Annotated in this window: 15 protein-coding genes; 9 read left to right on the top strand and 6 right to left on the bottom strand. The window is 73.3% G+C overall.

Annotated elements, in window-relative coordinates; translation table 11 throughout:
* The first annotated feature begins 117 nt into the window (after nt 1–117).
* From ACFYNS_RS06700 to ACFYNS_RS06720, 5 genes are read left to right on the top strand one after another with little or no spacing between them, the layout of a single operon-like run.
* Entirely contained in the window at nt 118–2,457 is a 2,340-nt protein-coding gene (locus ACFYNS_RS06700) for a hypothetical protein (protein WP_388601233.1), read from the top strand.
* Nucleotides 2,448–3,461 carry an AAA family ATPase gene (locus ACFYNS_RS06705; protein WP_388601236.1) on the top strand — a complete coding sequence of 338 codons (1,014 nt, stop codon included), beginning with the start codon at nt 2,448–2,450 and terminating at the stop codon, nt 3,459–3,461. Before ACFYNS_RS06700 ends, ACFYNS_RS06705 begins: the two co-directional genes overlap by 10 nt.
* Nucleotides 3,461–4,636: a DUF58 domain-containing protein gene (locus ACFYNS_RS06710; protein WP_360290520.1), complete on the top strand. Its 1,176-nt coding sequence runs from the start codon at nt 3,461–3,463 to the stop codon at nt 4,634–4,636. Before ACFYNS_RS06705 ends, ACFYNS_RS06710 begins: the two co-directional genes overlap by 1 nt.
* On the top strand, nt 4,633–7,179 hold the full coding sequence (locus tag ACFYNS_RS06715) for a DUF3488 and transglutaminase-like domain-containing protein (RefSeq protein ID WP_388601239.1): 2,547 nt from the start codon (nt 4,633–4,635) through the stop codon (nt 7,177–7,179). The genes ACFYNS_RS06710 and ACFYNS_RS06715 overlap by 4 nt, the downstream gene beginning before the upstream one ends.
* A complete protein-coding gene (locus tag ACFYNS_RS06720) occupies nt 7,176–8,732 on the top strand; it encodes a serine/threonine-protein kinase (RefSeq protein ID WP_388601242.1) in 1,557 nt (518 codons plus the stop codon). The genes ACFYNS_RS06715 and ACFYNS_RS06720 overlap by 4 nt, the downstream gene beginning before the upstream one ends.
* Nucleotides 8,733–8,820: 88 nt before the next feature.
* On the opposite strand, the gene ACFYNS_RS06725 is transcribed toward ACFYNS_RS06720, so the two are convergent.
* Both ACFYNS_RS06725 and ACFYNS_RS06730 read right to left on the bottom strand, forming a co-directional pair.
* Nucleotides 8,821–10,752: a hypothetical protein gene (locus ACFYNS_RS06725; protein WP_388601245.1), complete on the bottom strand. Its 1,932-nt coding sequence runs from the start codon at nt 10,750–10,752 to the stop codon at nt 8,821–8,823.
* Between the two features lie 139 nt (nt 10,753–10,891).
* Nucleotides 10,892–11,200 (bottom strand): hypothetical protein, encoded by a 309-nt coding sequence (locus ACFYNS_RS06730; protein ID WP_360298984.1) that lies wholly within the window; start codon nt 11,198–11,200, stop codon nt 10,892–10,894.
* Nucleotides 11,201–11,505: 305 nt separating this feature from the next.
* Here ACFYNS_RS06730 and ACFYNS_RS06735 point away from each other — a divergent pair, with 305 nt between their 5' ends.
* Nucleotides 11,506–15,936 (top strand): FtsK/SpoIIIE domain-containing protein, encoded by a 4,431-nt coding sequence (locus tag ACFYNS_RS06735; protein ID WP_388601248.1) that lies wholly within the window; start codon nt 11,506–11,508, stop codon nt 15,934–15,936.
* A gap of 223 nt (nt 15,937–16,159) precedes the next feature.
* Here ACFYNS_RS06735 and ACFYNS_RS06740 read toward each other — a convergent pair whose 3' ends face one another.
* The gene (locus ACFYNS_RS06740) at nt 16,160–16,426 is read right to left on the bottom strand and encodes a WXG100 family type VII secretion target (protein ID WP_019354028.1); all 267 of its coding nucleotides are present in this window, start codon (nt 16,424–16,426) and stop codon (nt 16,160–16,162) included.
* A 1,250-nt stretch (nt 16,427–17,676) separates the two neighbouring features.
* Between ACFYNS_RS06740 and ACFYNS_RS06745 the strand changes: the two genes are divergently transcribed.
* Entirely contained in the window at nt 17,677–18,114 is a 438-nt protein-coding gene (locus ACFYNS_RS06745) for an SPW repeat protein (RefSeq protein WP_360298990.1), read from the top strand.
* Between the two features lie 457 nt (nt 18,115–18,571).
* The gene (locus ACFYNS_RS06750) at nt 18,572–19,705 is read left to right on the top strand and encodes a YihY/virulence factor BrkB family protein (protein WP_360298993.1); all 1,134 of its coding nucleotides are present in this window, start codon (nt 18,572–18,574) and stop codon (nt 19,703–19,705) included.
* Nucleotides 19,706–19,729: 24 nt separating this feature from the next.
* Here ACFYNS_RS06750 and ACFYNS_RS06755 read toward each other — a convergent pair whose 3' ends face one another.
* The 3 genes from ACFYNS_RS06755 to ACFYNS_RS06765 all read right to left on the bottom strand — a co-directional run bounded on the left by ACFYNS_RS06755 (nt 19,730) and on the right by ACFYNS_RS06765 (nt 22,225).
* A complete protein-coding gene (locus ACFYNS_RS06755; protein ID WP_388601252.1) occupies nt 19,730–20,734 on the bottom strand; it encodes a MerR family transcriptional regulator in 1,005 nt (334 codons plus the stop codon).
* The gene (locus tag ACFYNS_RS06760) at nt 20,728–21,411 is read right to left on the bottom strand and encodes a HEAT repeat domain-containing protein (protein WP_388601255.1); all 684 of its coding nucleotides are present in this window, start codon (nt 21,409–21,411) and stop codon (nt 20,728–20,730) included. Before ACFYNS_RS06760 ends, ACFYNS_RS06755 begins: the two co-directional genes overlap by 7 nt.
* A gap of 121 nt (nt 21,412–21,532) precedes the next feature.
* Nucleotides 21,533–22,225, bottom strand: a complete 693-nt coding sequence (locus tag ACFYNS_RS06765) for a GntR family transcriptional regulator (protein ID WP_388601257.1) — start codon at nt 22,223–22,225, stop codon at nt 21,533–21,535.
* Between the two features lie 154 nt (nt 22,226–22,379).
* Here ACFYNS_RS06765 and ACFYNS_RS06770 point away from each other — a divergent pair, with 154 nt between their 5' ends.
* Nucleotides 22,380–22,913: a YbhB/YbcL family Raf kinase inhibitor-like protein gene (locus tag ACFYNS_RS06770; protein ID WP_360299004.1), complete on the top strand. Its 534-nt coding sequence runs from the start codon at nt 22,380–22,382 to the stop codon at nt 22,911–22,913.
* The last annotated feature ends 5 nt before the right edge of the window (nt 22,914–22,918 follow it).

A 22,918-nucleotide genomic window follows, 5' to 3' on the forward strand; every position in this document is an offset into this window, starting at 1 on the left:
GGTCATACTCCTGTCACAGCCCGCTGCCGGATGCTGACCGCGTGCCCCGTCGGTTGGTTAACCTGCACAGTGCGGCACACCACTCGGAGTGGGTGGGGGTGACGGGGGGAGGATGCGATGCCGGATGCTCGGGGGAGCTCCGAAGAGGACCGTGGGCCGGGGCTTCGTCCGCGTCGGCTGACCGACGAGGCGGAGCGGACCGGCGAGCCGCGCGGAACCGGTGGACTCGCCGCGCTCCGCAGGCGGTGCCGGGGGCTGGCGGCCGCCGCGTGGGCGGCCGTGCGCCCCGACCGCCGCCGGACGACCGGCTACATCGCGCTGTGCTCGGTGGGCGCACTGGTCGGCACATCCGTCGTGGTCGGTTCGGGCTCGGCCGGAGCGGTGCCCGACCTGGCCGACATCGGTGCCTGGCTGACCAGTTCACGCACGGGCGAGGCTGCGCACGCCAACGGCCTCACCGGAGACGTGGACGGCAAGGTGAAGCTGCCCGGCATGGGCGACCACCCGGTCTCGATCTCGCAGGACGGCAAGACGGTGCTGGTGCTGGACGAGAAGACCGGCAAGCTCGTCCGCATCGACCCCTCGCAGCTCACCGTCGAGCAGTCCGCGCGCTACGGCGCGGGGCTGCAACTGGTCTCCGGCGGCCGGTACGCGTATCTGGTGGACCCGGTCGAGGCGCGGGTGCAGCGCATCGACCCGGTGCGCACCACACCGGTCGGCGCCCCGGTCGATCTGGGCAAGGGCCCGCTGGGCAAGGCGGTGGCCGATCCGAAGGGCACCCTGTGGGTGCCGGTGCCCGGCAAGGGAGAGGTCGTACCGTTCCCGCACGGCAGGAAGGCGCCCGCGATCAAGGTGGCGGGCAGGAGCGGCAAGGCCGCCACGCTGCTGATGACCCTCGCCGACGGCCGCCCCGTGGTGACCGACACCAAAGACGGGACGGTCACGCTGCTCGAACGGACCGGGCGCGGTATGCGGTTCAAGCTGCCGGGCAGCGTCGCCGAGGAGCCGTCCGGTTCGGTGCTGGTCCCCTCGGCGACCGCCGGTGACGTAGTGCCGGTGCTGGCCCGCAAGTCGGGCCGGATGGCGCTCGTCAACACCCGTACGGGTTCGCTGCTGACCGCGTCCCTGGGCTCCTCGGACCATCAGTACGGCACGCCGCAGGTACTCGGCTCGAAGGTGTACGTGCCCGACCGGAGCAACGGGACGCTGAAGGTGTACGACACCGAGGCAGCAGCGATCACCGAGCCGGTCAAGGTCACCGGCAAGCCCGGGAAGCTGAGCCTGTTCGTCCGCGACGGGCTGCTGTGGGTGAACGACGCGGACAACGCGACCGCCGTGGTCATCAACTCCTCCGGACACGTCAACCGGGTGCACAAGTACGACAGCAGGGCGCCCTCGGGGCGCACTCCCCGGGAGAAGGACCGCACCGGCGACGGGGGTGGCCGCGATCCGGCGCGGGACCCGCTGCCGGAGACACCGTCGCGGCCGGGCCGGGACGACACGCAGGCGGACACCGACCCGCCCGCGCGGAAGCCGGCGGGCCGCGAGCGCGGTGGTGGTCCGACCCCGGGGAAGAAGTCCCCGCCCTCGGACGACGCCGAGGACGAGCCCGCGGAACCCCGGCCGCCCGGCGTCCCGCAGGCGGAGTCGGGCGCCGGCAGCATCCGCGTCTCCTTCGCACCGTCCTCCGGGACGAAGCCGACCGGATACCGGCTCAAGGGCGCACCCGCCGGTGCGCGGGTCGTGCCCGGGAAGGTCGGCCCGAGCGGGCCGTTCACCTTCGAGGTGCGGGGCGGCTCCTGCGACAAGCAGTACCGCTTCACCGTGGTGGCCGAGTTCGCGGGCGGGCGGACCGCCGAGTCGGGCCGCTCCGGTCCCGCCCGCCCCTGTGTCGCGCCCGGCCGACCGCAGCAGGTCACCGAGGCGTTCCCGCAGGGCGGCAAGGGCATCGATCTGACGTGGCGGGCACCCGCCAACGCGGGTGAGGGCACCACCTACACCGTGACCGGCGGAGGTGCCGACACCGACGGGAGCAGGCGCAACACCGCTGCCCGGCTGCGGAACCTGACGAACTTCAGGACCTACACCCTCACGGTCACCGCCAAGAACGCGGCCGGCTCCGGCGGCAGCGTGGCCCACCAGGTGAACCTGTCGAACACGAAGACCATCCCCGTCGCCAACAACGTCGACGACGGGGACGACGTCGGTGTCCGCAGCGAGCCCAGCACCAGCAGCGGTACCCGCCGGGGAAGCATTCCGGCCGGTCAGACACCCGAACTGAAGGTGATCTGCCAGACCCACGGCACCATGGAGACGCACGACACCTACAAGTGGAAGAGCGACGTCTGGGACCGCATCGAATGGAAGGGCGGGACTGCCTACATCAGCGACCTGTGGGTCGGCACCACCAAGCACAAAGAGGGCAAGTTCTCGCCGGAGGTCTGGTCGTGCGACTAGAACATCATCAAACACTCGCTACCGGACCCGATTCCGCGGCCTCCCAGGAGTCCGTCGCGCTGCTCGCCCAGTGCTTCCACGCGCTCGGCGACAACATCGAACGGGTCGTCAAGGGCAAGCGGCAGACCGTCGAACTGGCACTGGTGTGCCTGTTCTCGGAGGGGCATCTGCTGATCGAGGACGTGCCCGGGACCGGCAAGACGACGCTGGCGCGGTGTCTTGCCGCCTCGCTGGACGCCGACTGGCACCGGGTGCAGTTCACGCCCGACCTGCTGCCCTCGGACATCACGGGCGTGACCGTCTACCGGCAGAACACCGGTGCGTTCGAGTTCCTGCCGGGCCCGGTCTTCGCGAACATCGTACTCGGCGACGAGATCAACCGGGCCTCTCCCAAGACGCAGTCGGCGCTGCTGGAGGTGATGGAGGAGCGGCAGGTCACCGCGGACGGCAGCACCCACGCGGTGCCGCGCCCGTTCATGGTGATCGCCACCCAGAACCCGGTGGACATGGGCGGCACCTATCCGCTGCCGGAGGCGCAGCTCGACCGGTTCCTGATGCAGGTGACGCTGGGCTACCCGGACCACGCCTCGGAGGTCGCGGTGCTGTCCGGCGCGGCCACGCAGTCGGGGGTCGAGCAGTTGCCCACCATCGCAACGAGTCGGCACATCGCCGAGTTCGTCCAGCTCGCCCGGCGGATCCAGGTGGCGCCGCGGCTGTACGACTACCTGGTACGGGTCGTCGCGGCCACCCGTGAGCTGCCCGAGGTGCGGCTGGGCGCCAGCCCGCGCGGGTCGGTGGCGCTGCTGCGCGCCGTGCGGGTGCGGGCCGCCTCGCAGGGGCGCACCTACGCGCTGCCCGAGGACGTCAAGGCGCTGGCGCGGCCGGTGCTGGCGCACCGGCTGATCCTCACGCCGGAGGCGGAGTTGAGCGGCCGGAGCGGCGCCGACGTGATCGCCGAGGCGCTGGCCACGGTTCCGGTACCGCAGTCGGGGGCAGCGGGCTGATGCTGTCGCCGACGGGTTGGGGAGCGCTGGTCGGCGGTGCGGGGCTCGTGGGGGCCGGATACGGGTTCGGCTACCCGGAAGCCGCGGTCCTGGGGCTCGGCTGTCTGCTCGCGGTGGCCGCGGCGCTGGCGTGGACGGGGCGCTCGCCGCGGCTGGCGGCAGACCGCCGGGTCACTCCGCGGAAGGTGGCGCGCGGGGACCGCGCGGACGGATCGGTCACCCTCTCCAGTACCGGGCGCCGTATCCGGCGCGGACTGGAGGTCGTCGACCGGTGCGGCGAGCTGCCGCTCGTCCTGCGGGTTCCGCCGCTCGCGGCGGGCGCGGAGCACACCGTGCGGTACGCGCTGCCCACCGAGCGGCGCGGGCGGATCGCGCTGGGCCCGCTGCGGCTGGAGCGTACGGACCCGCTCGGGCTCGCCCGCCGGGTGCGGGTGTTCGGTTCCGCCGAGGGCGGTACGGACACCCTGCTGGTCCGGCCCCGGGTGTGTCTGCTGCCCGTGCTGCCTTCGGGCACGGCGCACCATGTCGAGGGTCCGACCTCGGACACCGCGGACGAGGGGTCGCTGACCTTCCACGCGTTGCGCGAGTACGTGCTCGGCGACGATCTGCGGCGGGTGCACTGGCGGTCCACGGCCCGCACCGGGACGCTGATGGTCAAGCAGCTGGTGGACGTCTCGCTGCCGCACACCACTCTCGTCCTGGACACCCGTGCGGCTGCCTACCGCACCGAGGACGACTTCGAACTGGCCGTGGACTGCGCCGCCTCGGTGGCCTTCGCCGCGGCCCGCTCCCACTTCCCCGTCGAGGTGCTGAGCGAGACCGGGACGGTGCTGCGCACGGACGGTGCGGGCGGCAACGACGCGGAAGCGCTGCTGGACCGGCTCGCGCTGGTGCGCCGCTCCGAACGCGCCTCGGCAGCGGGCGCCTTCGACGGTCTGGAGCAGTCACGCCGCCGCGGCTCGCTCACCGTCATCACCGGTACGGGCGATGCCACCGGGCTGAGCGCCCTGGAACGGGTACGGCGCCGGTTCGACCGTACGGTGGTGCTGCGGACCGGCGGTGGGGCGGAGGACGCTCCGTACGAGCCGTCCGCCCTCGGCAGCGATGTTCCGCAGCTTCGGGTGACGGCGCTGGACTCCCTGTTGGCCGCCTGGCGCAGGGAGGCCGTGCGATGAGCCCGGCCTCCTCCCCGCGTGCCGCCGCGCTGCCGGGCGTGCGGCCGACGGGACCCGCCGGGCACGACGGCCCGTCCTGGGCGCCGCCGCGTCCGGCGGCTCCGGGCGCGACGGTGCCGGACCCCGTGGCCTCCGCGTCCGAAGGCGGAACGGGCGGTGGCGGGTACGGCGCCGGGTCCGGCGGCGGAGGGGTGAGGTCGGCTCGACCGGCGCCGCACCGGATCTCCCTGCGCCGCCGCCTGTGGTCCCTGCTGCCGGTCGCCGGGCTGCTGGCCGCTGCGGGCCTGGGCTTTCACCGGGTGTTCCCGGTGGGGCCGCTGTTGCCCGTGCTGCTGGTCGCCGTGCCGGTGCCGATGGCGGTCTCGGCGGGGCTGTTCCTGGCCCAGGCCCGGAGGGGGCGGTCGGCACCGCTGTGGCCCTCGCTGGTGCTGGGGGCCGTGGTGTGGCTGGTGACGGTGCGCGTGACGCTGTTCCGGGACGCGGCGGGCGGGCTCGCCTCGGGCGGCGCCGTGGGCGAGATCTGGGCCGCACTGCTGGACGCACCCCACACGATCCTCACCACGATCCTGCCCGCACCGACAGGCCCCGGATTCCTCGTACTGCCGCACGCGGTGGTCTGGTCGGCCTCGTTCGCCGCCACGGAGCTGGCGCTGCGGACCCGCTCCCCGCTGCTGCCCGCGCTGCCGCCGGTGCTCGCGTTCGGCGTCCCGCTGGTGCTGGGCGTCTCCGGGCCGGGCTCGAACACGCCGACCGCGGCGGGCCTGGTAGCCGGCGCCGGACTGCTGGTGCTGCTGCGGTCGCAGGCCGCCCGGCGCGGTACGGTCCGCGCCCTGAGCACCGGTCTGCCGGTCGTCGCGGCGCTGGCGCTGGCCGCGGCACTGCTCGGCCCGCGGCTGCCCGGGCTCTCCTCGCGCGACCCGTACGACCTGCGCCACCAAGTGCGCCCGCCGACGGTGCACCCGCAGGCCACCAGCCCGCTCGACCAGGTCGGCGCCTGGCTCCAGCACCCGGACACGCGGCTGTTCAGAGCCCGGACCACGGCGGGGAGCCACAACTGGCGGCTCGCCGTGCTGGACCGCTACGACGGCGTGAAGTGGACCTCCGGTGCCGAGCTGACCCGCTCCGGCGGCCGGGTGCCCCCGCAGCCGGGCACCGACCCGGGCGGCCGGGAGCGGGTCGAGCAGCAGGTGACCCTCCAGAACCTGCCCGGCATCTGGCTGCCCGCGGCCGACCGCCCCGCCTCGGTGAAGATCACCCACAGGGGCAGGGGCGATGTCCCCGAGACCGCGGGGCAAGGCTCGGACCGCTCCGACGACACTGAGCGGCAGCTCGCGGTCGACCCGGCCAGCGGCGTGCTCGCACTGGGTGAGGGCGGCGGTGCGGGTGTCCGGGTCAACCGCGGTCTGTCGTACACCGCCGTCTCGCAGGTGCCGGTCTTCGACGCCAAGCGGCTCCAGTACGCGGCAGTGCCGGACGGCACGGCACACGCGGCCGTCACCTCGCTGCCCCGCACCGACGCGGCAGGCAAGCCGATCGAGGCGGTCGAGACGTTCACCGAGCTGGCGGCCGAAGCCACGGCAGGCAGCAGCTACCCGTACCAGCAGGCGCATCGGCTCGCCGGTTGGCTGCGCGAGAACTACCGCTACGACCCCGCGTCGCTTCCCGGGCACGCCTACCGCAACCTGGAGTTCTTCCTCACGACCGGCAAGCAGGGCACCTCGGAGCAGTTCGCGGCGTCGTTCGCGGTGCTGGCGCGGACGCTGGGTCTGCCGACGCGGGTCGCGGTCGGCTTCCGCGCGGACGGCGCCGGGGCCCGGAGCGGGGACGGGAACGGCACGGCGCAGATCACCGGGCGGGACGCGCTGGCGTGGCCGGAGGTGCGGTTCGAGGGCGTCGGCTGGGTGCCGTTCTATCCGACTCCGGGGCAGACGTCGAAGGACGGTTCGTCCGTCCCGCCGGCCGGGCAGCCCGAGGAGCGCGAGAAGACCGACCGGGCCATCACGCAGCAACCGCCCCCCTCCGCGGCGCCCGACCGGCAGGACGACGGCAAGCAGCAGGACAGGGCCGCACCGGCCGGGGGTGGCGGGCTGCCCGTGTGGGTGTACGCCTCGGCGGCGGTCGTGCTGCTGCTCCTGGCGTACTGCGGCGGTGCGGCCTGGGCCCCCTACCGGGTGCGCCGTCGGCGCCGCCGTGCCCGTGACCCCGGGCAGCGGGTGCTGGGCGCGTGGCAGCAGATCGTCGACCGGCTCACCGAGGTCGGGCTGCCGGCGACCGCGGCGCACACCGCGACCGAGGTGGCGGCCTTCGGTGTCGCGCGGATCGGCGACAGCGGCAGCGAGCAACTGCCGACGCTGGCCCGGCTGGTGAACGAGGTGGGCTACGGGGGCCGGGCACCCGACGAGGCGGCCGCGGAGACCGCCTGGCGGCACTGCGACGCGATCGAGAGAGTCGTGGCGCGGACGGTACCGCGCCGGGAGCGGGTCAAACGGGCACTGCGGCCCAGCACGCTGCTACGTCACAGCAGATCAGGAGCGCGCCAGTGAACGCCACCCCGAGCCGGGACAGCGCCAAGACTCTCGGCACACCCGCGCACCCCGCCGCGGCTGCCGCCCCGCAGGGCGCCGCGCCCGGCACAGGTGCACCCGCCGCCGGCGCTCCCGCCGAAGTGCCCGCCCTGCCCGACGGCTACCAGCCCCAGCGCCTCCTCGCGACGGGCGCGCCCAGCACCGCCGTACTGTGCCGGGAGACCTCCAGCGGCCGGGAGGTCGCCGTCCGGGTACTGACGCCGCGCGTCGCTGACCCGCGGCGCCGGCTGGCCGCGCACTCAGAGCTGCTGGCCGCGGGGGCCGCGGCCCGGCACCCGTGCGCGGTCGCGGTCGCCGACGCCGGAGCGACCACCGCAGAACAGCTCTACGTGGTGGAGGAGTTCTGCCCGGGCGGCTCGGCCCAAAGACGGCTCGCCGCCGGCCCGTTCCCGGTGGAGGACGTGCTGGTGATCGGCGTGCGGCTGGCCCTCGCGCTGCACTCCGCGCACCGCCGCGGCGTACTGCACCTGGACGTGCGCCCGGCGAGCATCCTCTTCGACGCCGAGGGCGCCCCGCTGCTGGCCGGGCACGGCCTCGGGCGGGTGCTGCAGCGGGCGGCACCGTCGGCCGGGGCCGTCTTCGATCCGGCGTACGCGGCACGGGAGTTGTTCGGCTGGGAGGCTCCCGGTCCCGCCGCCGACGTGTACGCGCTGGGCGCGACGCTGTACGCGCTGCTGGCGGGTGAGCCCGCGCGCGCCGAGGCGGTGCGCCGGGGCGGCTCGGCCGTGTACGAGGCGGTGCTGGCGGGCGGAGTGCCCCGGCTGCCGCGCGGCGACGTGCCCGAGCCGCTGTGCGCGCTGCTGCACCGGATGACGGCCCCGCATGCGGAGGAGCGGCCGCCGCTGACGGAGGTGCACCACGTCCTGCGGACGCTGCTGCCCCCCTCGTGCGCCGCGCGGGTGCCGGATCTGCAACCGGAGGCCGAGCCGGAGGTTCCGCTGCCGGGCTGGGACCCGGCCGACGACCTGCTGACCCAGCCGCCGCCGGAGACGGACGACGATCCCGATGCGCCGGAGGCCGTCGCGCGCCGCCGCAGGACCCGCAACCGGGTGCTCGCAGCGTGCGGCGCCATGGTGCTGGTGGGAGGGGCCGGGCTGGCCCTGTTCCTGGTACGGGCCGCGGACGAGGCCGGGTCGGCCGGCGCGACGGAGCCGCCGGAGAAGGCCGACAAGTCGGCGCACCCGCTGCCCAAGGGCCAGGTGCCGGACTTTCAGGCCCAGGAGGTGAAGGTGACCCGGGTCGGGCGGCAGGTCCAGGTCGTGTGGAGCAAGCCGAAGAAGCCGCAGCCGGTGTACGGCTACGCCATCACGGCCCAGTCCGCCGACGGGGAGACGGTGAAGGTGAAGAACACCGATGCGGACGAGCCGAGCGTCGTCTTCTCCTCCCCGCCCGTGAAGCCCGGCTCCTGCTATGTCGTCACCTCGCTGGTGCAGACCGCGGACGGCAGCGTGGGGCTGGCCTCGGCCGAGTCGGTCTGCGACCGGGGAGAGTCGGCCGCCCCGGCCGGCTGACTGCCAGGCGAGGCGGCCGGGGAACGGGAGGCGGCCGGGGAACGGGAGGCGGCCGGGGAAGGCGAGGAGGCCGGGGAACGGGAGGCGCTCAGTTGGGGGCGACCGGTGGGGTGGCACCGCCGGTGGTGCCACCGGCTGCCTCGGCCGCGTCGTCGACCTTGTGGTCGAACCTGTCGCCGTCCTGGCCCGCGGTGGAGTCCGTCCAGTCGGTCAGTATCTGCAACTTCCGCTGGAACGCCGCGCCGGGGTCCTTGCCGCCCTCCTGCTGTGCCTCCTGGCGCAGTTGATCGAACGACTTGAGGCTGCCGTCGCTGTTGACGACTTCCTTCGGCGGTGGCGGCTGCACCGGGTAGCCCGACTCGTAGAGGTACTTCGTCATCCGGAACCGCTGCATGCGATCGAAGTTCTGGTACTCCTGGGTGACCCGCTTCTCGTTCGGGTTGTCGCCCTGCGCCCAGGGATCCAGCCCCAGCTTGCCGATGGCGAACTGGGCCCCCTTCCAGAGGTACTCCCCCGCCTTCGAGGCGAACGGGACCTCGCCCAGCCCGACGGTGGCCACATCCTTCAGCACGCCGCGGACCGCCGCCGCCTGCTTGTCCATGTCCTTGCCGGCGGCGACCTGTGCCCGGTACTCCGCCCGTGCCAGCTTGCCCAACGCCCCGGCCATCCGGGACATCTGCTGGGGATCTTCCTGGCCGTCCCGCACCGCCGCCGCGTCGGTCTTGGCGGCACCTCGGAGGGCCTGCTCGCTGAACTCCCCGGCAGCACGATCGAAGGCGTCCGTCGCCGGCTGACTCTCGGCGAAGGTCGTCAGGAACTTGTCCGTGTCCTGCGGGCTCAGATAGAAGGCGGGGTTCAGGCCCGGCAGATCGGTCCAGTTGGCAGGCCGGGCCATGCCGGACTGCCGATAGGGCGCGTCGTCGTCGCGCGCTCCCGTCGTCAGTTCGTGGATGTAGGAAGCCCCCAGATTCGCCATGGAAACCTTCATGGACCACGGCGTGCCGTCCTTGCCCTGGCCCGCCATGTATGTCATGGCGTGGAAGGCGAACTGGGAGGCCGCCAGGCTGTGCCGGCCCGGCTCCTCGGTCCCGACTCCGGAGCCCGCCTCCATGGCCCGGCCCAGCCCGGCGGCGACGGCGTCGCCCGAGCCGCGGGACCTGGCGTAGCCGAGCAGGAGGTCGTAGGTCTTCTTGAGGTCGCCCTGATGCATGCCGCGCAGCACGTCCCGGGCCGCCGTACCGTCCTTGCCCAGCAGATTCAGGGCAAGCGCCAGATTGTCCTCGGAGAGCCCCAGTGCCGCTGCCTGCGGAAGCGAGGTGCCGCGCCAGTCGGTGCCGTCCGGGTCCTTGACGAAGCCGTCCAGCGCGAGGTTCTTCGCCGCCTTCCTGATGTACTCCGTGGGAAAGTGCCCGTGCTGCATCAGTGCCAGCCGGCCCCAGGCGTCCGAGGGGTTCTCCGAGGGGCGCAGCATCATCTGCGTGACCTTGTCGAAGCCGGGTGCGGCGAGGAACGCGGCGCTGCTGGCTGTGCCCAGGCCGCGGCTGAAGGTCCTCAGGTCCTCCTGCCCGGTCCCGCTCCCCGACTGGTAGAGGAACATCGGCAGTGTGGAGAGCCGGTTGGGCCCCAGTTGCGCGTAGAACGCGGCCAGTACCTCGGGGTCGTCCTGGAAGCGCGCCAGCTCGCCGGCGATCCGGTGGATCTCCTCCGCGCCCGAACCGTCCACCCGGTTGACCCGGTTCATCCGGTCGGCGAGTTCCTTGCCCTTGCGCTGGGCCGCCTCGAGCGAGAGGAAGTCGTCCGGAACCCGCACCAGCTTCCGGCCGGCGTCCGGATGGTTCTGTTCGATGGCAACGGCCAGATCGAAGCGGCGCTTGAGGGAGGGCAGCTGCTGGTCCGCCCAGTTCCCGATGGCCACCAGCCGGCTCAGGCCGGTGGTGTCGGCGCCGAAGCTGCTGAACTGCCGGCTCCAGCCGTCGGCGCTCTTGAGCACGTGGGCGCCCCTGCCCAACGCATCGATCATCCCCTTCAGCCGGCCCGGGTCGATTCCGCTGAACGTTCCCGATCCGGGCCCCGTTCCGCCTCCCGGCGGCGGCGTGGCATTCATCCCCCGACTCCCCCTCGCCCTCGTAGGACTCGTACGACCCGCTCGACGGGCCGGTTCACACAGCCCTGCGGTAGAGCTGCGCCTGACTGAGCGGCACCTGCTCCGGGGTGCGGCTGAGCACCGCGTCCACCGCGTCGACGATCTCCTGGGCCAGCCGGTGCACCTCGCCCTTGCGGCCCTCGATCTCGGAGGCGAACGTCTTGGCCACCGGTCCCTCCCAGACTCCGCCGCCTCCCATGTCGGACGCCGCCCGGTCCAGGGTGGCGGCGATGTGGTTCTGCTGTCCGGCCACGCTCTGCCGCAGTCGCACCAGGTCCGCGTGCAGCGGGCTGTCCACCAGTTCCTCGTCGTCGTGCCCGCCCATCGTGCCCCCGTTCTGCCGCGTTCCCGATGGCGCCGCCCCGGACCGAGGGGCCGGGTGCGGCACCTTCGATCCTAGGACGAACGGGCAGGCTCAGGGGCGCTGTTGCCGGCTTGCTACGCAGCGCGGAACACCCTGGTGCAGGGATTGGTGATGCGGGCGCAGAACGAGCTGTCCGGCCCCGGCGCCCTGTTGCATGATTGCTACGCAGCGCAGAGCGCACCGGTGCAGGGGCCGACGAGTCTGGGACGTGGACGAACGCGCACCGGTCCGCGGAGCGGGCACCGGCCGACCACGGGGGAGCTCCAATGGAATTGCGGCTTACCGCCGCCGACGCCGCGGGCGGGCGGCGGGCGGATCTGCTGGTGGACGTCGAGCCCGACGCCCCGGTCGGGGCCCTCGCGCAGGAGGTCGGCCGGCGACTGGGCGCCGTCGCACCGGGTGACCCCCCGGACGGGGGCACAGGCAGGGGCACGGACAGCGGTGCGCCCGTCCTGTATGTCAACGGCTGCCCTCTCGATCCCACCGACCCGGTGGCCGGCTCCCCCGTCCGGGACGGCACCACGGTCTCGGTGGGAGCACCCGACGCCTGCCCCGGCCCGGAGGCCCAGGGCACCGTGGAGATCCGGGTCGTGGGCGGGCCGGACGCGGGCCGCGTGTACCGGCTGGGACCGGGCGTGGCTGTCGTCGGCAGCGGCCCCGAGGCATGGGTGCGGCCGGCCGACAGCACACTGCCCAGCACCGCCTTCGAGATCGATGTGGCCCTCGACGGCTCGGTGACCGTCGCACCGGCTTTCGGCAGCAGCGTCACCATGGACGGCAGCAGGCTCCAGGAGAGCGGGACCTGGCGGCGGCGCGGCGTCGTCGCGGCCGGGCACTCCCTGTTCGAGCTGCGTGAGCCCGCCTTCCCGGACGCCGCGCTCACCCCCTCGCAGGACGGCACAGGGCTCGACTTCAACCGCCCGCCGCGGATCAGGCCGTCGGCGCGCAGGACCCAGTTCCAGCTGCCGTCCAGGCCCAAGCAGTCGGAGTCGCGGCCGCTGCCGTGGGCGGTGGCGCTGGCGCCACTGCTGGCCGCCGTGGCGATGGTGGTCCTGCTGGGCAGCGCCATCTACCTGATCATGGCGGTTCTGACGCCGGTCACCCTGGTCGCCAACCACTTCTACGACCGGCGGCACGGCCGCCGGTCGCACCGGCGCAAACGCCGCGAGTACGAGCAGCACAAGGTCTCCATCGAATACCAGGCGCGCCGGGCGATGGCCGAGGAGACGGCGGCGCGGCGGCTGGCCTGCCCCGACCCGGCGGAGCTGTACGTCGTGGCCACCGGCCCCGGCCAGCGGCTGTGGGAGCGGCGGCTGGAGGACGACGACTACGGCGTGCTCCGGATCGGCACCGGCACACTGCCCTCGGAGGTGGAGGTCAGCGACCCCAACCAGCAGGAGCACCGGCGTACGGAGCCGCGGATGCTGGCCGAGGTGCCGGTCTCGGTGCCGCTGCGGACCCACGGCATCCTCGGTGTCGCGGGCCGCGGCGAACTGCCTCGCGCACTCGGTCGCTGGCTGGTGGCCCAGGCCTCGGTGCTGCACAGCCCGGCGGACCTCACCGTCTGTGTGCTGACCGACCCGTCGGGCCGGGAGAGCTGGGAGTGGGTGCGGTGGCTGCCGCACGCCCGGGGCCGCGAGGGCCATGGTGCGGTGGCGCTCCTGGGCACCGAGACGGAGAGCGTGGCCCGCCGGATCAGCGAACTGCTGGCGCTGCTCGGCGCACGTCAGGAGGCGGCCGGCGAGCGGCGGCCGGATACTGACGAGCAGTGGCGAGGCCCGTCCGTGCTGGTCGTCCTGGACGGCTCCCGCCGGCTGCGTGCGCTGCCCGGACTGACGCAGCTGCTCCGTGAGGGCCCCCGCTTCGGCATCCATCTGGTCTGCCTGGACGCGGACCGCGGGCTGCTGCCCGAGGAGTGCCGGGCGCTGGTGGAGGAGGACCACTTCGGGCTGCTGCAGGTGTCGCAGTTCGGCGGGAGCCCGGTGCAGTCGGTGCGGCCGGACTGCGTGCCACCCGCCTGGTGCGAGTCCGTGGCCCGCGCCGTGGCGCCGGTCCGCGACGTCAGCGAGAAGGACAGCGGCGCGCTGCCGGACGCCTGCCGACTGCTGGATCTGCTCGATCTGGAGCCGCCGTCCGCCGCGGCGATCTCGGCGCGCTGGGCGGCGGGTGGCCGCTCGACCGCCGCCGTGGTGGGCGCCTCCTTCGACGGCCCGTTCACCATCGACCTGGTGCGCGACGGTCCGCACGGGCTGGTCGCGGGCACCACCGGGTCCGGCAAGTCGGAGCTGCTGCAGACGCTGGTGGCCTCGCTGGCGGTGGCCAACCGGCCGGACGCGATGAACTTCGTCCTGGTCGACTACAAGGGCGGCGCCGCTTTCAAAGGCTGCGAGCAACTGCCGCACACCGTCGGCATGGTCACCGACCTCGACTCCCATCTGGTCAAGCGGGCGCTGGTCTCGCTCGACGCGGAGGTGAGCCGCCGCGAGCGGATCCTGGACCCGGTGGGTGCCAAGGACATCGAGGCGTACGAGAGGGCCGCCCGCCGGGACCCTTCGCTGGCCCCGCTGCCCCGGTTGCTGATCGTCGTCGACGAGTTCGCCTCGATGGCCCGGGAGCTGCCGGACTTCGTCACCGGACTGGTCAACATCGCCCAGCGCGGCCGCTCCCTGGGCATCCACCTCATCCTCGCCACCCAGCGGCCCGGCGGCGTGGTCTCGCCCGAGATCCGCGCCAACACCAATCTGCGGATCGCGCTGCGGGTGACGGACAGCTCCGAGAGCCAGGACGTCATCGACTCGCCCGACTCCGCCACCCTCTCCAAGAACACCCCGGGGCGGGCGCTGGTGCGGCTGGGAGCCTCCGAGCTGCTGCCGTTCCAGTCGGGCCGGGTCGGCGGGCGCCGGCCGCAGACGGCCGCCGAGCGCACCACCGAGCCGTGGGCGGTGCGGGTGGGGTGGGCGGATCTGGGCCTGCCCGCACCCGCCCGCCCGGAGGCGCCGGGCCGCTCCGAGGACGACCCGCTCACCGATCTGGCGCTGCTGGTCGAGGCGGTACGCGCAAGTGCCGCGACGCTGGACTGCCCGGAGCCGTACCGGCCCTGGCTGGAGCCGCTCGCCGACCTGGTGACGGTGGCCGAGTCGCCCCGTCCGGTGCTCGGGCGCCGCGGCGACATCGCACCCGTCGTGTTCGGCGTCACCGATGTACCGGCCCGGCAGGCCCGCGAAGCGCTGGCACTGGACCTGGTCGACGGCGACCATCTGCTGCTGGTCGGCGGGCCGCGCTCGGGGCGTTCGACAGCCCTGCGGACGATCGCCGGCGCACTGGCCGACAGCGCCTCCCCCGCCGAGGTCCACCTGTACGGCGTGGACTGCGGCTCCAACACCCTGGTCCCGCTCTCCGTACTCCCGCACTGCGGCGCCGTCGTCACCCGGGACCAGACCGACCGGCTCACCCGGCTGCTGGCCAGGCTCCAGGCGGAGCTCGTCCGCCGCCAGCAGATCCTGGCCCGGGCGGGTGCCGCCAACGTCGCGGAACAGCGCGCGTCCGCCGCCTCCCCCGAGGAGCGGCTGCCGTGGCTGGTGCTGCTGCTGGACGACTGGGAGAGCTACACCGCGTCCTTCGAGTCCTACGACTACGGCAAGCTCGTCGACGGGATGACCCAACTGTTCCGCGAGGGCCCTTCGGTGGGTCTGCGGGTCGTGATGTCCGCGGGCCGCGGCGGACTGTCCGGCCCGGTCTCCGCCGCGTTCGGCGACCGGCTCGTGCTGCGGCTGGCCGACCCCAACGACTACTCCACGGCCGGAATGACGCCCCGGGACGTGCCCTCCCAGCTGCCGCCGGGCCGCTGCCTGCGTCCCGGTGACGACGGGGTGCGGGAGAGCCAGCTCGCCCTGCTGGACCGCGATCCGTCGGGCCGGGCCCAGGTGGCGGCCGTCCGGCGGATCGCCGAGCGGGCCACGGCCGAGCACGGCGATCCGCCGCGCGGACTGCGCCCCATGCGGGTGGACGCGCTCCCGGGCCGGGCCACCGCCACCGCGGCCTGGGCGCTGGATCCCGCGTTCACTCCGCCGTCCCCGCTGTGGATGCTGGTGGGGGTGGGCGGCGACGAGCTGGCCCCGACGGGTGTGGACCTCGCCCAGGAGGGTCCGGGGTTCGTCATCGCGGGGCCGCCGAAATCGGGCCGCTCGACGTCCGTGTGCGCGGCGGCACGCTCGCTGCTGCGCTCCAATCTGCCGCTCGTCCTCGTCACCCCCAAGCGCTCACCGCTGCGCGAACTGGCCGACGAGCCGGGGGTACTGGGCGTGGTCCAGGAGATGGCGGACGCGGTGCCGCTCCAGGAGCTGCTGGAGCGTGCCGCGGCCGACGGCGGCCGGTACGCGGTGGTCGTGGACGACGCCGAGCTCGTCCACGACACCCCGCTGGACTCCGTGCTGGAGGGAGTGGTGCGCAGCGGAGTCGACGGCGGACACGGCCTGATCGCCGCCGGCACCACGGAGGCGCTGACCTCGCAGTACCGGGGTTTCGTCAAGGAGGCCCGGCGGGCGCGCAGCGGCCTGCTGCTCTCGCCGCAGAACAACGCGGAGGGCGAGCTGTTCTCCGTCCGGCTGCCCCGTGCTGCCGCGTCCGGGGTGCTGGGGCGCGGACTGCTGGTGTGCAGCGGCGAGCTGACGGCCGTCCAGGCGGTTGTGGACGAATGACGTCGACGGGGCGGGCCCCGAACCTGGTCGGCGCCCCGGGCCGATCAGGTGTTCGCGGGCAGGTCCGGTGCCCCGGTAAGGGTGTTGCTCGGTGCCCGGCCGAGGCGCGCGGACACCCGCGGCCGGCTCCGGCGGCCCGCACACGCATGGCGGGCCGCAGCCAGGTCGGCTGCGGCCCGCCGGTGCGCGAACAGCTGCGCGGGGCCGGGTGCCCCGCCGTGGGTCAGTTGGTGGCGTGGTCGATGTTGTCCGCGTTGGTCCGCGCGGCGCGCCCAGCTTCCCGCAGGGTCTCCACGAACTTGTCGAACGTCGGCTTCAGACTCTCCCACTCACCGCGGAACTGCTGCGCCTTGCCGCCGGTCCAGTAGCTGCCGCTGTCGTTGCAGGCCGACTGCAGCCTGGTGATCAGCCCCTGGAGCTGGGTCGCGTCGCCGTCGAACTTCCCCGCGAGCTCCCGCAGCCGCTCAAGGTCGGCACCGTTCATTCCCATCTGGAACCCTCCCCGTCTTCCGGCTTCGACGTGGTCCGACTTCGGCACGTCTCGAAGCACGGTAGCGCAATCACCCGCCGTAACGGTCCGGTTCGTGTCACAGCCCCTCAACGGCCGTGTCGCACCGCTGGCCGTGACCCACCGCGGCCCGGAAGCCACCGCAACTGAGCCGTGTCTGCCGGTGGTTGCTCAGTCGCCCGTCGGCAATCCAGGGAGCGGACCCCGTCCGCAGGGCCGCGGGCTGAAGCAGCCGCCAAACCCGCCAAACCCGCCAAGGTCAGAACACCGGCATGGCCGCCAAGGTACCGCCCTGCAGCAGGAAGACGCGGTTTCCCGCTGAGGCGGCCTGCCAGGCTCTCCGGGCCTCGCCGGTTCGGCCATCCGCGGAGAGCGGCCCTCCGCCTCGACGCTCGCACCCGTGCCGCAGTGCGACAGCCGCCGGAGGAACTCCGCCGCCGACGGTCGGTCGGTCGGGTCGTCCGCCAGGCAGGCGTGGAGGAGGGCGGCCAGCCCGGCCAGATGGGAGGTGTCCGGTTCCGGCGCCGTCCCGATCGCGCTCAATCGTCCCGTCGCCGCGTAGCGGAGGACGGCCGCCAGCGCGTACGTGTCCCCCAGCGGGCGGGGTCGCCCGCCCGCGACCTGTTCCGGAGCGGGAAAGGGGTGGGCGCTGCGGGGTTGGTCGTCCGGAGCGGAGATCCGGGCCGCGCCGTAGCCACCGAGGCGCGGCCCCTCTCCGGTCAGCAGCACCGCATCGGCCGTGACCCCCGCATGGGCCCGCCCGGCGGCGTGCAGGCGGGCGAGCGCTTCTCCGAGTGCGGCGCCGAGGGCGTCCACGGTACGGAGCGGCAACGGTCCGCAGGTCTCGACAACCGTCGGCAGCGGCAGTGCGGGGCGGTCCGGGGACGCGTTCCAGGGCACCGTCGGCGGTGCGGCCGAAGAAGCGGTGGGAGGTGGGGCGGACTTCGCTCCCCGCACGGTCCAGTCGGCCGACGAGTGCGCACGGCCCCGGCCGCCGTGGATCGTCCTGGCACAGCCGTTCCATGCCCTCCCCTATGCATGACGGAGAAGGAGCAACCCTACGTCAACGTGACCCTCCGGCCACACAGAGTAGCCAGGGGTGACCGATGAGCCAGAATATGATATAAATCACATGGGATGGGGTGATTTACCCCGTTTGCTGGTCACTCAAGAGGAGTGGTGGACGGTTTGGCCGTTCACCACGAAGGCACTCCAAGGAAGGAGGAGGACCCATGGCAGTGCCTACTACCGGCAGCACCATCGAGCACCACCCTGACCTCGTGGAGATGCGGGCCCGGTACGAGAAGGCCGGATCCACTCCGACCGCGCAGATCGTCGAAGGGCTGGCCTTTCTCTCCGGCCTCTACATCGCGATCTCACCGTGGGTGGTCGGCTTCAACGGGACGACGACCCTCGCGGCGAGCAACCTCATCGTGGGGCTGGCGTTCGCGGTGCTGGCCTTCGGATTCGGGTCCGCCTACGAGCGGACGCATCTGCTGGGCTGGACCGCGCCGCTGCTCGGAGCCTGGGTGATCATCTCGCAGTGGGTGATCAACGGCGCTCCGGACACGGCGCAGATCGTGGTCAACAATGTGGTCGCGGGAGGTGTGGCAGCACTCTGCGGATTCGCGGTCATGGGGTTGGCCCTCATGGGCAAGCGGAAGACGTGAAGCCCGCCGGCTGACCCGCGGACAGCAGAATCAGACACGACGCGCAGTATCTGATGCGCGTCCGGAACGGGCGGAGCGGCCCCAGCGAGGCTGCGCCGCCCGTCTCGTGGTTCCGGGCCCGCACGGCGCGATGATCCCGGCCACCCGCCGCGCACCGGCCTCCGGTCCTCCGAATCCCCCGTCGCCCGCCGAACCCGCCCGGCACTCCCGCGCCGGACGATCGCGCACTCACCGGTCCGTCCCGCGCGCGACCCGCCGGATGGCTCTCCGGGGAGTGCGCACCGGTACGGGCTGAGATTGGCTGGGAGGGCGAGAGCGGACGGTACCGGCGCCGGGCGGGGGTTCCCGCCCCCGGCAGCACGAACCCCCGCACCTGGTTCCCCGTGCGGGCGACGACCGCGAGGCATCGGTCGGGCGCACGGGCAGACGGGCAGGTCGAGGAGGCGTCCGACGGGCCATGGGCATGGGCACGGCGCAGCGGATCGACGCCTTCCAGCAGCGGCACCGCTGGGCCGGTCTGCCGCTGGCCGTCGTCTACAAGGTCTTCGACGACCAGGCCCTCTATCTCGTCGCGCTCCTCACGTACTACACCTTCCTGTCGATCTTTCCTGTGCTGCTGCTGTTCGTCTCCGGGCTCGGCTTCTTCCTGGAGGACAACCCGGAGCTCCAGCGGCAACTGCTGAACTCGGTGCTCGGGGAGTTCCCGGTGCTCGGGGAGCAGCTCAGAGGGCGGATCCACGCCTTCCGCAGCAACGGCATCGCTCTCGCCATCGGCATCCTCGGCAGCCTGTACGGGAGCCTGGGTGCGGCGCAGGCCGCGCAGTACAGCCTCAACAAGATCTGGGCGGTCCCGCGCTACCAGCGGCACGACCCCTTCCGGTCGCGGCTGAAGGGGATGCTCTTCCTGACGACGGTGGTCTGCGGGCTGTCCGTGACACTGCTGCTGTCGCTGGCGGCCTCGGAGTCCAAGGCGTTCGGGACCGACCTGGGCACCGGGCTCCGCGCGACGATCACGCTGGTGGCGGTGGCCGTGAACGCCGGGCTGCTGCTGGCCACCTACAGCTTCCTCACCCACCATCGGGTGGCGCTGCGCAGGCTGTGGGCGGAGTCGCTCGGCGCCGCCTGCGCATGGCAGGTGCTGCAGTGGGCCGGCGGGTACTACGCGACCAATGTGCTGCGCGGCGCGAGCGCGACCTACGGGATGTTCGGCATCGTGCTCGGTCTGCTCGGCTGGATCTACCTGGGTGCGTTGATCTTCGTGGTGGCGACCGAGGTGAGTGTGGTGCGGGCCCACCGACTGTGGCCCCGGAGTCTGCTGACCCCGTTCACCGACCGGGTGTGGCTGAACTGGGCCGACCGCCGCGCGTACACCTCCTACGCGACGACGGAGACCTTCAAGGGCTTCGAGACCGTCACCGTCGAGTTCCACCAGCGGCCGCCGCCGGGCCCCCGCCCGGCAGCGGGCTCTCCGGACGACCCGTGGGGCGCGGACCCGGCCGAGGCACCCTCGCCGGACGCGGACCCGGCACAGCGGCACCGGCCCCCGGAGGGCCCGGCAGGGAACGAGCCCCCGGACCCGCCGGACCGCTGAAGGCTGTCCCGATACGGCTGGCCCTCAGCGTGCCTCGCGGAGGTGCAGAAGATACCCGGCGGTCAGCGCCACCGCCCGGTCCTCGTCGTGGGACAGCTCCTCGAGGGCGCGGGATGCCGTCGCCCCCGGAATGCCCGCCAGGGCTTGGGTCAGGCGTCCCCGAGCGTCCGCTTCGATCGTCTCGTGGGTGAGGCGGTCGACGAGCCCGGCCGCGATCCGGTCGGCCGTGGCGGTGTCGCTCGCCAGCTCGCTCAGTACGTCGGCTGCATCGGTGTCGTTCGTTCCCGCCACGATCATGTCGACGAGTGTGGGCACCGCTTCGGCCGCCCCGCGTGGTCCAAGCGCCAGGGCCGCGTGGCTGCGGACTCCGGGGTCGGGGTCCGCGAGAGCGTCCCGCAGGTGCGCGTTCGCCGCGCCACCGGGCAGCTCGGCGAGGGCCTGGACGGCACGCTTGCGCACTCCGGCCACCGGTGCGCGGAGACCGTCGGCCAGCAGCTCCGGGTCTCCGCTGCCCGAGTGCGCCAGCGCCCAGCGAAGGGCGCCGGCGACATTCGGGTCCGTCTCGTGCAACACGGCCTCGACCAGGGCTTCCACCGGCACGGGCAGCCCGCGGGCCGAGGAGAGGGCCGCGCGCTGGCGGTCGTCGGCGTGCTGGGATCCCAGCGCTCGGAGGAGGGCGACGACCCGGAGGACGTCCTCCCAGCCGGTGGGGTCCGCGGCGTCGATCCGGCGGAGCCGCGTGAGCAGTTCGGTCTCGGCCGCGATGCGGTCGCGTGTCCGGCTGATGAGGTCGGTGACGAGGGCCGAGGGCGTGAACCCCGGGTCGTCGAGCGCGCGCCCGATCTCCCGCAGCGAAAGGCCCAGTGACCGCAGGCTCTCGATGTGGAAGATCCGCCGGACGTCCTGCGCCGAGTACTCCCGGTAGCCGGAGCCCGTGCGGCCCGACGGCCGGACGAGGCCGAGCGATTCGTAGTGCCGCAGCATGCGGGCGCTCACTCCGGACCGGTCGGCCACCTCACCGATCAGCACGGTCCTCCTCGTCCCTCGACAGGGGCCCCGGCGAGGGCCACGATGCGCTTGGCCTCCTCGATCGCGGGCCCGAATCCGGCGTCGGGATCGTCCAGCAGCCGCTGGGTGGCGAGCGCGTGCGCGCGCACGCCCGGGTCGTCCGCCCTCATCGCCTCCTCCAGGGCCGGCGCGCTCACTTCGCCCAGCGCGACCAGTGCCTGGCTGAGACTCAGCTGCGTCTCCCGCTCACCGCGCCCGAGCTGCGTCACCAGTGTCGCGGCCAGGGCGGACTCGTCGCCTTCCGGCGCGAGTACGACCGCGGCCCGCCAGGCGCTTCGCGCCACCTCGTCGTCGGCGTCGGACAGCAGTGCCGGTGTGATCGCGGGCCACGCCTGCCGGTCTCCGATCTTGGACAGGGTGTGCAGTGCCTGACTGCGTGCCCGGGCATGCTCCGAGCGGACTTCCCGGAGCAGCCCGGGGAGGGTCAGGGCTGCCGGGTGGCGGGTGAGCGCCCAGGTCAGCATGTCGCGGACGAAGAACTCGGGCTCGATCGCGCAGCGTTCGAGAAGCTTGTCGACGAAGCTCGGGTCGGGTGCCGTTCCGGCTGCCAGCGCGGTGCGCAGTCGTACCGACGAACGCCTGTCCTCCAGTCCCCGGAGCACTCGTACCGCGTCCCTGTCCTGTCCCACCGTGGTCATCGGACCACCTCCTCGGGAAGCAGTGAAGACCTTGTCACCGTGTCAAGGGCAATCGGGATCGGCGGCTCGGCCGGTGCAGCTCGGGGGCGGGCTGCCGTCACGGACGCGGGGCCGGCTGCCCTCACGGAGTCGAGGGTGCGGGGTCGACCAGTGCGTTCGCGGTCCGGGCGAGGTGCTGGACGAGGAGTGCGGCCGCGGTGTCGCCGTCCCGGGTGAGAGCGGCTTCTTCCAGTTGGCGGTGCTCCAGGGGGCCGTCCCGGTCGGGTCGGCGGTGTGCCGACCACCGGCGGGCCAGCTCGCTCGCGGTCCACATCCGGTCGAACGTCTCCAGGAGCACGGGGTTGCCGCAGCCTTCCAGCAGGGTGCGGTGGAAGACGCGATGCGCTTCGGCCCACGCGCTGCTGTAGTGCGCGCCCTCGTCGGGAATGTACTCGGGGGTACGGGCCAGGCGGTGATGGGCGGCGCGTAGGCGGACCTCCCAGTCGAGGTCGCCGCGCTCGACGGACATCCGGAGCATGACGGGCTCGACGGCCTGGCGCGCCTCGACGATCTCCTGCCAGCGCCGGTCGGAGAAGGCCGGGACGGCGAAGCCCCGGTTGGGCAGCCGGTCCGCCAGGCCCTCGCCCACCATGCGCACGAGTGCCTCCCGTACGACGACCAGGCTGACGCCCTGTGCCTTGGCGAGGTCCTGCGGCTTGAGGGCGTCGCCGGGGGCATGGTCGCCGCGCATGATCGCGTCGCGCAGGTGGGCGTAGACCTGCTCGGAAAGCATCCGCTTCCCCGACGGATCCGGGGTGTCAGGCGTGGCAGTCATGGCCTCAGTGTAGGCGACCCAGTCAATAATCGATTATCTCTGATACTGTCGATTATGCGATTGGCCGTGAAGCCGCCGACGGCGGGTTCCGGTAACCCCGCAAGACCCGAGCGTGTGCCACCACAGCTCCGACACCGCTGGAAGGAACACCACGATGAACACCAACGACCCCTTCGCCGGCCTCCCCGAGGCCCCTTCCTTCACCGTGGTCAGCACGACCGTCACCGACGGCGGCGCCTGGCCCGCCGAGCAACATGCCTCCGCCCTCCCCGGCGGCAAGGACATCTCCCCGCAGCTCTCCTGGAGCGGCGCCCCGGAGGAGACCAGGAGCTACGCCGTCACCGTCTACGACCCCGACGCCCCCACCGGGTCCGGGTTCTGGCACTGGGCGGTCGCGGACATCCCCGCCACCGTCACCGAGTTGCCCGAAGGCGCCGGCGGCGACAGCGGCGCGGGCCTGCCCGAGGGCGCCTTCCAACTGCCCAACGACATGCGCACGGCCCGCTTCGTGGGCGCCGCGCCGCCGGCCGGGCACGGCCCGCACCGCTACGTGATCGTGGTGCACGCCCTCGACGTCGCCTCCATCGGCGTCCCGGCCGACGCCACCCCCGCCGTCCTCGGCTTCACCATGGCCGGCCACGTCCTCGGCCGCGCGGTGCTGACCGTCACCGCCGAGACACCCGCCTGACGCAC

Origin of the sequence: Streptomyces sp. NPDC006925, assembly GCF_042869575.1 — a bacterium.
Classification (GTDB): Bacteria; Actinomycetota; Actinomycetes; order Streptomycetales; family Streptomycetaceae; genus Streptomyces.

What these genes read in the sequence shown, in the direction of transcription:
- ACFYNS_RS06700 (WP_388601233.1), top strand. Translation starts at nt 118, where the DNA reads ATGCCGGATGCTCGGGGGAGCTCCGAAGAGGACCGTGGGCCGGGGCTT.
- ACFYNS_RS06710 (WP_360290520.1), top strand. Translation starts at nt 3,461, where the DNA reads ATGCTGTCGCCGACGGGTTGGGGAGCGCTGGTCGGCGGTGCGGGGCTC.
- ACFYNS_RS06715 (WP_388601239.1), top strand. Translation starts at nt 4,633, where the DNA reads ATGAGCCCGGCCTCCTCCCCGCGTGCCGCCGCGCTGCCGGGCGTGCGG.
- ACFYNS_RS06725 (WP_388601245.1), bottom strand. Translation starts at nt 10,752, where the DNA reads ATGATCGATGCGTTGGGCAGGGGCGCCCACGTGCTCAAGAGCGCCGAC.
- ACFYNS_RS06730 (WP_360298984.1), bottom strand. Translation starts at nt 11,200, where the DNA reads ATGGGCGGGCACGACGACGAGGAACTGGTGGACAGCCCGCTGCACGCG.
- ACFYNS_RS06735 (WP_388601248.1), top strand. Translation starts at nt 11,506, where the DNA reads ATGGAATTGCGGCTTACCGCCGCCGACGCCGCGGGCGGGCGGCGGGCG.
- ACFYNS_RS06740 (WP_019354028.1), bottom strand. Translation starts at nt 16,426, where the DNA reads ATGGGAATGAACGGTGCCGACCTTGAGCGGCTGCGGGAGCTCGCGGGG.
- ACFYNS_RS06745 (WP_360298990.1), top strand. Translation starts at nt 17,677, where the DNA reads ATGGCAGTGCCTACTACCGGCAGCACCATCGAGCACCACCCTGACCTC.
- ACFYNS_RS06750 (WP_360298993.1), top strand. Translation starts at nt 18,572, where the DNA reads ATGGGCATGGGCACGGCGCAGCGGATCGACGCCTTCCAGCAGCGGCAC.
- ACFYNS_RS06760 (WP_388601255.1), bottom strand. Translation starts at nt 21,411, where the DNA reads ATGACCACGGTGGGACAGGACAGGGACGCGGTACGAGTGCTCCGGGGA.
- ACFYNS_RS06765 (WP_388601257.1), bottom strand. Translation starts at nt 22,225, where the DNA reads ATGACTGCCACGCCTGACACCCCGGATCCGTCGGGGAAGCGGATGCTT.
- ACFYNS_RS06770 (WP_360299004.1), top strand. Translation starts at nt 22,380, where the DNA reads ATGAACACCAACGACCCCTTCGCCGGCCTCCCCGAGGCCCCTTCCTTC.